At 38.6% G+C, this 13374-nt stretch carries 14 protein-coding genes; 10 read left to right on the plus strand and 4 right to left on the minus strand.

Annotation, left to right across the window (positions count from 1 at the left end; all coding sequences use genetic code 11):
• Positions 1-35: 35 nt before the first annotated feature.
• Positions 36-1385 (plus strand): PepSY-associated TM helix domain-containing protein, encoded by a 1350-nt coding sequence (locus tag ACKVEV_RS04505; RefSeq protein WP_409369213.1) that lies wholly within the window; start codon positions 36-38, stop codon positions 1383-1385.
• Between the two features lie 165 nt (positions 1386-1550).
• On the plus strand, positions 1551-2636 hold the full coding sequence (locus tag ACKVEV_RS04510; RefSeq protein ID WP_409369214.1) for a hypothetical protein: 1086 nt from the start codon (positions 1551-1553) through the stop codon (positions 2634-2636).
• 45 nt (positions 2637-2681) lie between these two features.
• On the opposite strand, the gene ACKVEV_RS04515 is transcribed toward ACKVEV_RS04510, so the two are convergent.
• The gene (locus ACKVEV_RS04515) at positions 2682-3152 is read right to left on the minus strand and encodes a GNAT family N-acetyltransferase (RefSeq protein ID WP_409369215.1); all 471 of its coding nucleotides are present in this window, start codon (positions 3150-3152) and stop codon (positions 2682-2684) included.
• Positions 3153-3305: 153 nt separating this feature from the next.
• On the opposite strand from ACKVEV_RS04515, the gene ACKVEV_RS04520 reads away from it, so the two are divergent.
• Together ACKVEV_RS04520 and ACKVEV_RS04525 are read left to right on the plus strand one after the other, a co-directional pair.
• Positions 3306-4271 (plus strand): quinone oxidoreductase family protein, encoded by a 966-nt coding sequence (locus tag ACKVEV_RS04520; RefSeq protein ID WP_409369216.1) that lies wholly within the window; start codon positions 3306-3308, stop codon positions 4269-4271.
• Positions 4272-4411: 140 nt separating this feature from the next.
• Positions 4412-5029 carry an NUDIX hydrolase gene (locus ACKVEV_RS04525; protein WP_409369217.1) on the plus strand — a complete coding sequence of 206 codons (618 nt, stop codon included), beginning with the start codon at positions 4412-4414 and terminating at the stop codon, positions 5027-5029.
• Between the two features lie 96 nt (positions 5030-5125).
• On the opposite strand, the gene ACKVEV_RS04530 is transcribed toward ACKVEV_RS04525, so the two are convergent.
• Positions 5126-5800, minus strand: coding sequence for a class I SAM-dependent methyltransferase (locus tag ACKVEV_RS04530; RefSeq protein WP_409369218.1), 675 nt, complete (start codon positions 5798-5800; stop codon positions 5126-5128).
• 676 nt (positions 5801-6476) lie between these two features.
• On the opposite strand from ACKVEV_RS04530, the gene pyrF reads away from it, so the two are divergent.
• Positions 6477-7424 carry an orotidine-5'-phosphate decarboxylase gene (pyrF, locus tag ACKVEV_RS04535; protein WP_409369219.1) on the plus strand — a complete coding sequence of 316 codons (948 nt, stop codon included), beginning with the start codon at positions 6477-6479 and terminating at the stop codon, positions 7422-7424.
• A gap of 93 nt (positions 7425-7517) precedes the next feature.
• Positions 7518-8111, plus strand: a complete 594-nt coding sequence (locus ACKVEV_RS04540) for a YdeI/OmpD-associated family protein (RefSeq protein ID WP_409369220.1) — start codon at positions 7518-7520, stop codon at positions 8109-8111.
• 26 nt (positions 8112-8137) lie between these two features.
• Here the strand turns inward: ACKVEV_RS04540 and ACKVEV_RS04545 are convergent, their stop codons facing one another.
• Together ACKVEV_RS04545 and ACKVEV_RS04550 are read right to left on the minus strand one after the other, a co-directional pair.
• Entirely contained in the window at positions 8138-8305 is a 168-nt protein-coding gene (locus ACKVEV_RS04545) for a hypothetical protein (protein WP_409369221.1), read from the minus strand.
• A 77-nt stretch (positions 8306-8382) separates the two neighbouring features.
• Complete coding sequence (locus tag ACKVEV_RS04550) at positions 8383-9426, minus strand: NAD(P)/FAD-dependent oxidoreductase (protein WP_409369222.1); 1044 nt, start codon at positions 9424-9426, stop codon at positions 8383-8385.
• A gap of 149 nt (positions 9427-9575) precedes the next feature.
• On the opposite strand from ACKVEV_RS04550, the gene ACKVEV_RS04555 reads away from it, so the two are divergent.
• Genes ACKVEV_RS04555 through ACKVEV_RS04570 form a run of 4 tightly spaced genes read left to right on the plus strand, consistent with a single transcriptional unit; the run spans position 9576 to position 13329 of the window.
• Positions 9576-10364 carry an ABC transporter ATP-binding protein gene (locus tag ACKVEV_RS04555; protein WP_409369223.1) on the plus strand — a complete coding sequence of 263 codons (789 nt, stop codon included), beginning with the start codon at positions 9576-9578 and terminating at the stop codon, positions 10362-10364.
• Positions 10365-10378: 14 nt separating this feature from the next.
• Positions 10379-11302, plus strand: a complete 924-nt coding sequence (locus ACKVEV_RS04560; RefSeq protein ID WP_409369224.1) for an ABC transporter substrate-binding protein — start codon at positions 10379-10381, stop codon at positions 11300-11302.
• 25 nt (positions 11303-11327) lie between these two features.
• Positions 11328-12329, plus strand: a complete 1002-nt coding sequence (locus tag ACKVEV_RS04565) for a FecCD family ABC transporter permease (RefSeq protein WP_409369225.1) — start codon at positions 11328-11330, stop codon at positions 12327-12329.
• On the plus strand, positions 12322-13329 hold the full coding sequence (locus ACKVEV_RS04570; RefSeq protein ID WP_409369226.1) for a FecCD family ABC transporter permease: 1008 nt from the start codon (positions 12322-12324) through the stop codon (positions 13327-13329). Before ACKVEV_RS04565 ends, ACKVEV_RS04570 begins: the two co-directional genes overlap by 8 nt.
• The last annotated feature ends 45 nt before the right edge of the window (positions 13330-13374 follow it).

Genomic DNA, 13374 nt, shown 5'->3' on the forward strand with positions numbered 1-13374 from the left:
ACTAGCTTTTATACTAATAGATTGGGGAACAAGAAATGAAAAATGCAACCTATTCCAGTTTTTGGCGAATGCATTTTTATGCTGCTTTATTTATTACACCACTGCTCATTACACTGACATTAAGTGGTATAGGGTATTTGTTTTACACAAATGTCGAAAATCATTTATATGAAGACTATTTCTTTGGGGATAGTGGAAAAACCGAAAAATTAACAATTGATGAAGGTGTGCAACAAGCGGAAGCAGCATTTGCAGGCTATACGACGACGAAAATTATTGAGTTAGAGGAACCTTACAATACGCGATTAACGATGACGAATGCTGAAGGGGTTCAACGATATTTATTTTTAGATCAAAACAATCAAATTGTTGGCCATCAAGATCCGACCTACACATTTGCCAATGCGCTTAGAAGTTTGCACAGCTCCTTATTTCTAGGTGGCACTGTTGTGAACTATCTAGTAGAATTAGCTGCTTGTTGGGCAATCTTTTTACTGCTTTCGGGTTTATATATGACTTTTAAAGGAAAAGTATTAAAAAAAGCAAAGCAAGCGAATAAGCGACAAAAAAATAGAAGATGGCATGCCCTGATTGGTACAATCATTACCATTCCGATGATTGTGATTATTTTTACGGGATTACCTTGGTCTGCATTTATGGGGAATATCATATTAAATGCATCTCAAGAACATCCATCATTTGGTACGCCTCTATTGCAACAACAACCGCCAACATCTGACGTAAGCGAAATTCCTTGGGCGACACGTAAAGAAGAAGCGCCTTCTTCATCTAAACATGCGCATCACGGTATGGGCATTACAACGATAAGCCGAAATCCAAATCAAGTGAATGTGGCAAGCCTTGAACAACAAATTGAGGCAAATGGCATTACAAAACCATATTCTATTATTTATCCGACAAGTGATGACGGTGTATTTACGGTTGCTAAATCAAGTAATACCGGTGTAACGGGTTTAGATGTTAGTCCATATGACGAAGCGACGATGTACTTTGATCAATATAGCGGTGAATTTATATCTCAAGTGAACTATGACGACTATGGTATTTTAGCTAAATGGTTTACATGGGGCATTCCATTGCATGAAGGTCATTTATTTGGCTGGCCGAACAAATTATTAAACTTACTAGTTTGTGTCGCATTTCTAGGCGTCATTTTTTGGGGATTCCGCACGTGGTTGTTGCGCAAGAAAAAAGGCTTACTTTCTGCACCACCTCAACTATCACCAAAAATCTCGATTCCTTTTATCATCATTATTATACTATTAGGTGTCATCATGCCGTTATTTGGTCTGTCATTAATCGCAGTTGTATTAATTGAAATCGTGCTAAAAATAATAAAAAGAAATAAACCTGAAATGAACTAAATGGCAATATAACGATAGTATGCTTGGAGTTTTCCTTGCATACTATTTTTTATTTCTAGCTAAAGGCCACATAATGGGACAACGGTAGGCAAGTATAACAATGATATGGCATTGGCAAGAATGGTTATGGAGGAACGACTAATACTTGGAGGGGGAGTTATCCAAATGACAAAAAAATGGCGTATCATCACACCCATTTTGTTAACAGCTATGTTAACACTATCGGGGTGTAATTTTTTAAATAAACAAACGGAGACAAAGCAAGGGCAAACGCAGCAAGAGACTAAAAATGATAGGAAAAAAGAGGTTCAAATTACCGAAATAAAACCTTTAAACATAATGACGTTGCAAGTAACGTTTTCTGAACCATTAACCGAAGAAGGTGTGAAAGTAGAAAATTTAGAAACAATCAAAAAAGATTTTTCGTTCAATCATGATTTAACGATCGTCAATGTGCCACGCTTAAAAATAGGGGCTAAAAGTACGTATATCGTACCTGTTACAATGCAGAAGGCTGGTACAACTTATACACTCAGATACAAAGATGGAGAAACGAAGGCTTTTGATGGTAGTGATGAAAAAATAAATCTAAGTCAAGCGAAACAAGTGGCCAATGATACATTTGAGATTGAATCATTTAAAAATGAAGGTGTAACAGATTATTCTAATATTATTAAAGCTTATAAAGAGGCAAGGGGAGACTTGTCGTTTCAAGTAAATGATGACAATAAGGACGACACAGGCAAGCATTATCAAGTTATCTCTTCATTACGAGACCGTGTTGTGACATTGACGGCAGAAAATGGCGACAAGTTACAGGCAGACTACGTGCTGTTCACACAAGCGGCAGATGGCAGACAGGCACCGAAATTCCGCTTACCAGAAGGAAAAGCGATGAAGGCAGGAACGAAATATACGGTGACGGCAGACTGGGCCACAATTAAAAATCCAACATTTACGGCAACGGATATGGCGCCATTAATCATTAAGTCGGTAGAGCCGATTGATGCAACATCATTCCAAGTAACGCTTGATAAAGATCCTGGAATGGAGTTATTTGCTGGCCGTACTATAGCATTACAAGCGGAAGATGGTTCAATAGTACAAGCGCAATATCGTTACTCTTCACGTAAAGGAGCGGTCGGTATTTTTGATGTGATCGACGAGACATTGAAGTCGGGCGGCACTTATAAAGTCCAACCAATCAACAATTGGGCAACTGCTGATCATCTGACATTAACGGCGAAGTAGAAGATGGAAAAGTCAGTGGTGAATGATTCGCTACTGACTTTTTTATTAGTATTTCTTCATTTTTTTTACATAGTCAAATAAAATAAATGACTCTGAGATACGATGCTCTCCAACCTTTTCATAGCCGAGTTTCTCATAAAAATGATGGTTTCTTGTATTTAAATGAGGCGTGTCCAAATGCCATTCACGTGCACAAGGAAACTGATTTTCAATCCATTGCATTAGATAACTGCCAAATCCTTTATTTTGATGCGCCTTTGCTAAAAAGATTCGATGTAAACGGAATTGATTATTTTTTAACTCTCGAATATCAATACCCCCAATGATTTCATCATCAAGCCAAACAGTATAATGGGTAAAGCTTTGAATTTTTGTGATAAGCCTTGAAATTGGTTCGTTTGCTGGATTTGTTGCGTGGTCGTTATAGCGTGTTAAATCTTCTAGAAATGCTTCTTTCTGAATAGCTAATAGAACGGTTGCTTCGTCTTCTGTTGTTCTCTGTATGGTTATTTCCATTTTTATTACACCCCCAATAGATGATATATTCGGTGATTAACTGAGAAATCCTTTTTATTCCATATCAATTGCTAGGCTAAGACAAATTAGTTGTCTTGGCCTTTTTCGTTAGCGTAAGATAATGCTACATTCACTTAGCAAGGGGTTAAATAAATGAAAGCATTAGTTTTTGAAACATTTGGGGGTCCTGAAGTTTTACAATACAAAGAAATCGCCGATCCGGGCATCACGGACGATGAACTATTAGTACGCACGAAAGCAGTTGGCTTAAATTTTGCGGATATTTACCGACGCAAAGGCAATTACCATTTAGCAGGTCAGCCTCCTTTTATTTTGGGCTATGAAGGCGCTGGGGTCGTGGAAAAGGTTGGCGCAAATATCGATCATATTCAAGTTGGTGACCGCATTGCCTTTGCAGATGTACCGTTTGCCAATGCGGAATTGGTAGCAGTGCCACACGATAAAGTGATTGTATTACCTGCTGAAATTTCTTTTGAAACGGCGGCTGCGATTTTATTACAGGGCTTAACGGCTCAATATTTAGTAACGGATAGCTATGCCATCCAACCAGGTGATATGGTGTTGATTCATGCAGCAGCAGGTGGCGTTGGTCAAAACTTGATTCAAATGGCAAAGTTAAAAGGGGCCAATGTTATTGGGCTGACATCTTCAAAAGAAAAGGCACAAGTAGCGTCTAATATCGGCGCGGATCATGTTTTCTTATATGAAGAGCATTGGGTGCAAAAAGTGAAGGAAACGACAGGTGGCTTAGGAGTGCACGTTGTGTATGAATCGGTAGGCTCAACACTGCAAGATAGTTTTGAGGCAACTAAAGTCGGTGGAACGGTAGTATTTTTCGGCATGTCAGGAGGAGATCCCGTTGCGGTCGATCCGCGCATGTTAATGGATACGTCCAAAACAATAACGGGGGGAGACCTTTGGAATGTTTTAACGTCATTTGAGGAAAGAAAAATCCGTGCACAACAATTATTTGATTGGTTGATAGAAGGCATGATAACAATGCAAGAACCGACGATTTTTGCTCTTAAAGATGGGGCAAAGGCACATGCATTACTGGAAAGTCGTAAAAGTATCGGGAAAATCGTTATACAACCATAAGCGATGCAGATGGGGGAGAATAAACGCCTCCGCTGCATTTTTTTATTGAAATAGGATGATTCAATGGCAGAATCTTTATCCAATGCACTTTTAATGATACGATAATAAGGAATATAAACTATTGAGGTGAATACAATCTCATGTTTCTAGATAAATTGAAGCATCAGTTACAACAAAATCCATCTTTATTTATAGGTGAGGAATCAGCTTTTCGTTCTGCGGTATTAATACCATTAGTAGAAGTGGACGGAAAATGGCACATTCTTTTTGAAGTACGATCAATGACAATGAGAAAACAGCCGGGTGACATTAGTTTTCCAGGTGGACGAATTGATGCCAGTGATGCATCACCATTAGCTGCGGCATTACGAGAAACACATGAAGAATTAGGCATTGATCCGAATACAGTACAAGTGATAGGGCAATTAAGTCCTTATATAGCGTCATCTTCATTTGTTACTTATCCATTTGTGGCAGTCGTTGATTATAAGCAAATTATTGATGGATACAACAAGCAAGAAGTAGAACAAGTATTTACAGTACCACTTGACTGGTTATTACAGTATGAGCCTTATATGCATTTAGTTTCGATTGAACCAGTACCTTCATTAGATTTTCCTTTTGACAAAATTGTAAACGGTGCACAGTACCAATGGAGAACGCGTTCAATGGAAGAATGGTTTTATGATTATGAGCAGTATACCATTTGGGGTTTAACTGCTAGAATATTAAAATATTTTATAGAAAAAATAAGATAATACCGCATATTTATCCTCATTTACTCTCCAATAGACAGAAGCGTATGATTACTGCTACAAACATGGATGCGCAGTGTAAAATCATACGCTACTAAACTATTTCGTACAATAGTAAATTCGATAGTCCAATATCCCATCATATTTGTTATTCATCGCAATATGTTGGTCCATCACTTGATAAAGGTCTTGTTCGATATTTTGTGAAACATTCAATTCAGGTGCTGAAGAAATAGATTTGTTTTTGCGAATATGAATCGTTTGGAATCCAGCATTTTTAAATAGAGCAACCCAATCTTTTTTCATTAATAAACGATCAAAGCCATAAAATTGTTGAATATCCTCCGTACTCATTGTATCCAGCTTTTTTTTAATGGTGAACTCAATGGCAATCAGTTTACCACCGTTTTGCATTACGCGGTAAATTTCATCAAGCGCTTGAGACTTGTTGCTGACAAAGGACAGCACAGATTCAGAAATAATCAAATCAAATTGCTTATTTGCTAACGGTATTTGTTCGATGGAAGCTTGGATAATTTGCACGGGGAGACGGTGTTTTGCCATTCTGTTTTGAGCTTTAGCAATCATGATGGAATTGTTATCGATGCCCGTCACATTGGCTTGATAGGTGGAAGCTATATAGGCAGCTGTTTGGCCTGTACCACAGCCTACATCTAATATTTGCAGCTTATTATCAATGTTCTCATACTTTAATAGTTCCTTCGTTAATGCTAGACCACCTGGATGTGCGCCACTAACACCAAATAGGGACAAAAAATCGAGATATTTGGAATTTGACAGGACAAACACCTTCTTTATTGTTGTTGTTTGTATAGTATGAAAATAAAAATAGTATGGTTCCTAAATTTGGTTTGGGATGGACTATATGATAAAAAGTAAATCAAATGAAGCATTTCTATTATTTATTTTTCTACACCGTCTCCTAATGTCTAAACATAAAAAAAATCGAGACGTATACTATATAAAACGATTTTTGTATAGGAGGTGAATTGATGCCATATTATTCGCAAAATCCTAGAAGAAGGCCAGTACCACGAAGATATAGACAAGGTTTTGATCCGATGATGCAAAATATGCGTCCGCAACCTAGCTCTTTTAATAATCAACAACCCCGAAATTCTCGGTTTGGAAGTTTAGCAGATAATCTAAGTACTATGAAGGGGCACGCAGACACGATAACGAGTGGCGTGAATATGCTGAGACAGATGGGATCTCTATTAAGTCTATTTAGAACCTAGTGTAAGGATTCACCGTACTTATATTGTAAGGTTACGTTTGGCGATGGTTTCGATGAAGTAAATAGAGTATGCAAAATTTAATAGTTGATAGAGGATAAAATAATATTTTACCCTCTATTTTTTTTGAGCAAAATATTAGCGATATTTTGTTATAATGAAAAAGTAAAATTTACTATATTTTGGAGGTATTCATGACTAATATTCATTTTGCAGACCGTGTTTGCGCCGCTATACAACAAAAAAAATCCCATGCAGTAGTAGGGTTGGATCCAGTGATAACACGTATGCCAACAATAATTCTAAATGAAGCAGAAGAGAAATATGGAAAAAATGATAATGGTGCAGCGTATGCATTGTTTACGTTTAATAAATTAATTATTGATGCTATTTTTGAGGACGTAGCCATTGTAAAGCCACAACTTGCCTATTATGAAGAGTATGGTGCACCTGGCATAGCAGCTTTTTGGAAAACGGTTGAATATGCGCAACAAAAAGAGCTTATCGTCATTGCGGATGCAAAAAGAGGCGATATCGATTCAACTGCTACAGCGTATGCTACATCTTTTTTTGGCAATTTACAAAATGACTGGAAAACACCTAAAAAAGTAGATTCGTTAACTATAAATCCATATTTAGGAAGCGATAGTTTAGAGCCGTTCGTTCAACAAGCTGTAGACAAGAAGACGGGTTTGTTTATATTAGTTAAAACGAGCAACCCCACTTCAGGTGATTTCCAAGAATTATTGACTGAAAATGGAACGATTGCCGAAAATGTTGCTGCATTAGTCGAGGAATATGGACAAAGGGATATTGGTACATATGGTTATTCATCGGTTGGTGCTGTAGTTGGTGCAACGTATCCAGAAGCACAAGCCAGTTATCGCAAAAAAATGCCTCAATCACTATTTTTAGTACCAGGTTATGGGACACAAGGTGGTAATGGAAAAGATATTACGAATGCATTTAATGAAGATGGCTTCGGTGCATTAATTAGTGCATCAAGAAGTATTATTTTTGCCTATGAAAAAGCACAACAGCAGTCGAGACAAGCAATTCAAGAGGCAACACGCGCTGCCTTACAACACATGAACAAGGATATTAATACAGCGTTAAAAGATGTAGGGAAATTAAATTGGTAATAGCTGATTGCGACTGTAGCTAGACAACATCCCAATGCATGTCTTATTATTAATCAATTGGAATAGGAAATGGTGATGAAGGGGTGTTCGTTTATGACAAAATTGAAAACTAATCCTAAAGTAGATGACTTTATTAGTAAAGCGAAAACATGGCAAGAAGAATATGTAGCGTTAAGAAATATGGTTTTGGACTGTGGGCTGACGGAAGACTATAAGTGGATGCACCCTTGCTATACATTGGACAATAAGAACGTCGTATTAATTCATGGCTTTAAAAATTACTGTGCGCTACTGTTTCATAAAGGTGCGTTGTTAAAGGATCCGAAAGGCATTCTAATTCAACAAACGGAAAATGTACAAGCGGCTCGCCAAATTCGTTTTACAAGTGTCCAAGAAATTATGGCGATGGAAAGCGATTTAAAGGCGTATATTCAACAAGCTATTGAAGTAGAAAAAGCAGGACTAGTAGTGGCGTTAAAAACGAATGAGGATTACGATATACCCGAAGAATTGCAAGCGAAATTCGATGAGCTCCCTCCTTTAAAGTTAGCATTTGAGGCCTTAACACCTGGTCGCCAAAGAGCCTACATTTTTTACTTTTCACAGGCGAAGCAAGCGAAAACGAGAGTCTCTAGAATTGAAAAATACACGCAGCAAATTCTTGATGGGAAAGGTTTAAATGATTAATGTTGGGTATCTTTTACACATTTAGATTATAGTATAACTGCTAGCAAGAGTGGACCAATCGCTGATAGAAGTCCATGAATCGCCGATAGACCGTAGGAAATCGCTGATAGAAGCCCGTTAATCGCCGATAAACCGTAAGAAATCGCTGATAGTGGTCCACGAATCGCCGATAGGTTAGGACAAATCCCCACCAAAGCGGGACACCAACGTTCACATATGAAAAGTGTTAGATTGCCCGAGTCAATCTAACACTTTTTCTATTTCTAGCATCTTATCTTAATAAACTGTTTTCAATAATGGAGCGGTTTTTTTCTTTAAAGGCGTCGTTATGGGAAGAAACCACTGCGTTTCGATGAGCGCTTGGTTCTAAATAAGTTTTAATTGAGTTTACTGCATTCGCAGCATCTTGGAAGGTTCCGAGTAGAAGATGGATTTTGCCTTCAAACGATAATATATCGCCTGCCGCGAATATGCCAGGTTGGGCTGTTTCACCAGTCGCTTTTCCTTCAAAATAATAGTCATCCTTTTTAGGAATCGAAATGGCCTCATCAAATGTAAGAGATGCTTCACGGTTATAGCCATGACTAACAATGACCTCATCAATTTGGCGTGTATAGCTTTGTTTAGATTGTGAATTTTCACATGTCACAAATTCTATAGCTGTTTTATCTATATTTGCGGATAGCTTAGTAATCGTTGTGTTGCATTCGATTTGTACACCAGCATCGAGCGCTTCTTGAATGGTAGCTTCATGGGCTGATAGCATGTCTTTTCGATAAACGACAGTGACATTTTTAGCGATTGGGCTTAGTTCCACTGCCCAGTCAATCGCCGTATTACCGCCTCCTGAAATAATGATATCTTTGCCCACAAAACGTTTATAAGATTGTACTGTATAGTGTAAATTAGACATTTCGTATTTCTCTGCACCTTCTAACGTCAGCTTTTGAGGGTGAATAATGCCGCCACCAATCGCTAAAAGAATGGTTTTCGTGTAATGTTTTTCTCCTTGTGCTGTATGTAAAACAAATAGTTCACCAAGACGTTCGATAAAGTCGACCTTCGTACCCGTTAAAATGGTTGGATCGAAAGTTTTGGCTTGTGCAATCAATTGTTTAACCAATTGCTCACCTAAAATCGGGGGATGACCGCCAATATCCCAAATTAACTTTTCAGGATAAAGCAACACCTTGCCACCTAATTGCTCCTGGCTTTCTATCAATTTTGTTTTCAGGCCTCGTAACCCACTATAAAAGGCACTATATAAGCCCGCAGGCCCACCGCCAATAATCGTCACATCGTATATATCTTGCACTTGTTTCGCCACATCCTTAAAAAAATATTAAAAAAGTATTTGACAAATACTTATCGGAAAACTAGACTATCTGTAGTGATAATGATTATCAATATCGCTTTGTTGCTATCATATCATGTGTATGAGTAAAAAGAAAGAGAGGGTATGTTTTGCGTTTACAAATTGAATCGATTCGTGTTGGCTATGACAACAAAACCATTGTGCATGATTTATCATTACAAATTCCGGATGGAAAAATTACAACAATAATTGGTTCCAATGGCTGTGGCAAGTCTACGCTGTTAAAGGCCATCACAAGAATTTTAAAACATGACAGTGGACAGGTTATTTTAGACGGTCAAAATATTGCGAAAATGCATACGAAAGAATTAGCGAAAGAGCTAGCTATTTTGCCACAAAGTCCTGAAAGTGCCCATGGTTTAACAGTTGAAGAACTTGTGTCCTACGGTCGATTTCCATATCAAAAAGGGTTCGGTAATTTATCGCAAAAAGATAAAGATGTGATCGATTGGTCTTTACAGGTTACTAAAACAAATGCTTTTCGTCATCACACAGTGGATGCCTTGTCTGGTGGGCAACGACAACGTGTTTGGATTGCGATGGCTTTAGCGCAAGAAACCGATATTATTTTTTTAGATGAGCCAACGACTTATTTAGATATGGCCCATCAATTAGAGGTTTTAGAATTATTAAGCAGGCTTAATGAAGAAGAGGGACGCACAATTGTTATGGTGCTCCATGATTTAAATCAAGCAGCGCGTTTTTCTGATTATATTGTGGCGCTGTCGCAAGGAGAGCTTGTGAAATTTGGTACAGCTGAGGAAGTCATTGTACCTGAAGTATTACAAAAAGTGTTTCAAATTGATGCAGTCATTGGAAAAGATCCACGAACAGACAAACCGATGTGCATTACATACAACTTATTACAAACAACTTAAAAGGGGATATTCAAATGAAAAAGTGGCTTTTACCAATGTTTATGGTTGTCGTTCTTGTACTAGCAGCATGCGGCAACAAAGAAGATAGTGCGAAGAAAGAAAATGAGGACAATGCGTCTTCAACAGCGGAAACGATTACGTATCAATCTGAAACAGGTCCAATCGAAGTACCAGCAAATCCTCAACGCGTAGTCGTGTTATCATCATTTGTAGGGGATTTAATACAACTAGGTGTTGATGTTGTAGGTGTAGATTCATGGGCTGCCGATAATCCAAACTTCAAAGAGTCTATTAAAGATGCAGTGGTCGTAGAAAATACGGATATTGAAAAAATCATTGAGCTTGATCCAGATTTAATCATTGGGTTAAATGGTATTGAAAATGCCGATAAATTAGCAGAAATTGCACCGACAGTGTTATTTACTTATGGTAAAGTCGATTATTTACAACAATTTATTGAGATTGGTAAAGTTGTAAACAAAGAAGAGGAAGCAACAAAATGGGTAGCAGATTTTAAAAAACGCGCTGCTGAAGCAGGGTCAGAAATTAAAGCGAAAATTGGGGAAAATGCAACGGTGACAGTTGCTGAAATGTTTAACAAACAAATGTATGTTTATGGCGATAATTGGGGTCGTGGCACAGAAATTTTATATCAAGAAATGGGCTTAAACATGCCAGAAAAAGTAAAACAGGATGCGCTTAAACCAGGTTATTTCGCTATATCTAGTGAAGTGTTAAATGAATATGCGGGCGACTATGTTATTTTTAGTACGTTTAATGGTCAAGAGTCTTCTATTGCAGATGCTCCTTGGTATAAAGATTTAGAAGCTGTAAAGAATGGCCATTTATTTGAAATCAATGGGAACGCATTTTACTTTAATGACCCAATCACATTAGAATACCAACTAACATTCTTTAAAGAGAAGTTTTTACAATAATTTTAGTAGAGAGTAGCGAAGGCAAATGACAAAGTTTCGGCATTTCCCATTTTGGCTTCAAGTGTTACTATCACTGCTCTTGTTAGCAGTCATAGTAGCACTCTCGCTTTGTATTGGTGCTGCGAATACAAGTTTACAAGACGTATTTCAAGCAATTATAGGCCAAGAAGGCGGCAAGCATTATGCGATATTACGTGAAATTCGATTTCCTCGTATTGTAGCTGCTATTTTTGTTGGTAGTGCACTGGCAGTAGCTGGTGCTATTATGCAAGGCGTTACGAGAAATCCTTTAGCAGACCCGGGGCTACTAGGTTTAACTGCAGGTGCCAATGCAGCGTTAGCGTTAATGTTAGCATTACTCCCGAAATCTTCGTATTCTATGCTGATTTTGGCATGTTTTATCGGAGCGGGTGTAGGGATGATCATTGTATATAGTATCGGTGCATCGACAAAAGGAGGCTTTTCTCCATTGAAGCTTGTATTAGCTGGGGCAGCAGTTTCGGCTCTTTTACAAGCAGTGGCAGAAGGGACGGGCATATTATTTAAAATTGCCAAAGATGTATCGATGTGGACAAGCGGTGGTTTAGTAGGGACAACTTGGCAGGTGTTAATCATCGTGCCGTTTATTATCATCGGCTTAGTCATTGCGTTTATTTTTAGTCGTCAGCTGACCATTTTAAGTTTAAATGAAGAGGTAGCTGTCGGCTTAGGTCAAAATACAACCTTGATTAAAGTGATAATGATGGTTGTAGTAGTCATACTGGCGGGCTCCGCTGTAGCGCTTGTAGGCAATCTAGCATTTATTGGCTTAATGGTACCGCATATTGTCCGTGCATTCGTTGGAACAGATTATCGTTTTGTTTTGCCAATGAGTGCACTTATAGGTGGCTTGTTAATGGTCGCTGCAGATTTGCTTGCTCGCATCGTAAATGCGCCGTATGAAACGCCTGTAGTTGCGATTATTTCAATACTCGGCCTTCCGTTCTTCTTACTGCTTGTACGTAAGGGAGGTCGTCAATTTGTTTAAAATGGCACAAAAGAAACAACGGACATGGTTGATCGTTTGGCTCGTGCTCACATTGCTTATTTTTGTCATGGGCATGTCGCTAGGCGCTGCCTCTGTGTCCATTGATCGCATTGTACCTATCTTGTTTGGAGATGGTAGTTTTAAAGAGTCTTTTGTATTGTTTTCTGTCCGCTTGCCAAGATTATTTGTGCTTGCGGCAGCAGGTATGGCTTTAGCAATGGCAGGAGCAGTGTTACAAGGGGTTACACGAAATGATTTAGCTGACCCTGGTATCATTGGCATCAATGCTGGTGCAGGTGTGGGAATTACGATATTTTATTTATGTGTAAACGGTGATTTACCACACTTTGCGTATATATTACCTGTGGTTGGTTTTATAAGTGCTGTACTAACGGCTCTTTGTATTTACTTTTTTTCATATAAGCGCAATCAAGGTGTGCAACCTGTGCAACTTGTTTTAATTGGGGTAGGTGTAGCAGCGGCACTATCAGGTGTTATGATGCTCCTCATTTCTTCGGCTGAACGTTCAGATGTGCAGTTTATTGCACAATGGCTTGCGGGGAGTGTATGGGGAACGGATTGGCCATTTCTTTGGGCATTCGTGCCATGGCTTGTCATCTGCATTCCGTTTATCTTTTATAAAGCGAATGTCTTAAATGTGCTAGCAATGACTGAGCAAACCGCAATTGGCTTAGGCATTAATATCGCCAAAGAACGACTGCAATTATTACTGGTGGCGGTTGCTCTTGCGGCCGCAGCCGTTTCTGTAACGGGTGGCATTGCCTTTATCGGCTTAATGGCACCGCATATGGCAAAGCAACTTGTAGGCCCTCGTTACCAATTGTTTTTACCGATCACATTATGTATTGGCGCTAGTTTATTAATGCTAGCTGATACGATTGGACGCGTGGTTATTTCGAGTGCTACAGTGCCTGCAGGAATTGTTGTGGCATGTATCGGCGCCCCATATTTTTTATATTTATTACGGAAAAACGACTGAATGGCTTGCGCTGTTCAGTTGTTTTTTTGTTGCAACAGCATGTGC

This window comes from Lysinibacillus sp. 38-6 (genome assembly GCF_046245175.1).
Taxonomy (GTDB): Bacteria; Bacillota; Bacilli; order Bacillales_A; family Planococcaceae; genus Lysinibacillus.

Coding starts and splice junctions, on each gene's coding strand:
- ACKVEV_RS04505 (WP_409369213.1), top strand. CDS start 36: ATGAAAAATGCAACCTATTCCAGTTTTTGGCGAATGCATTTTTATGCT.
- ACKVEV_RS04540 (WP_409369220.1), top strand. CDS start 7,518: ATGACAAAATTGAAAACTAATCCTAAAGTAGATGACTTTATTAGTAAA.
- pyrF (WP_409369219.1), top strand. CDS start 6,477: ATGACTAATATTCATTTTGCAGACCGTGTTTGCGCCGCTATACAACAA.
- ACKVEV_RS04515 (WP_409369215.1), bottom strand. CDS start 3,152: ATGGAAATAACCATACAGAGAACAACAGAAGACGAAGCAACCGTTCTA.
- ACKVEV_RS04510 (WP_409369214.1), top strand. CDS start 1,551: ATGACAAAAAAATGGCGTATCATCACACCCATTTTGTTAACAGCTATG.
- ACKVEV_RS04565 (WP_409369225.1), top strand. CDS start 11,328: ATGACAAAGTTTCGGCATTTCCCATTTTGGCTTCAAGTGTTACTATCA.
- ACKVEV_RS04520 (WP_409369216.1), top strand. CDS start 3,306: ATGAAAGCATTAGTTTTTGAAACATTTGGGGGTCCTGAAGTTTTACAA.
- ACKVEV_RS04560 (WP_409369224.1), top strand. CDS start 10,379: ATGAAAAAGTGGCTTTTACCAATGTTTATGGTTGTCGTTCTTGTACTA.
- ACKVEV_RS04525 (WP_409369217.1), top strand. CDS start 4,412: ATGTTTCTAGATAAATTGAAGCATCAGTTACAACAAAATCCATCTTTA.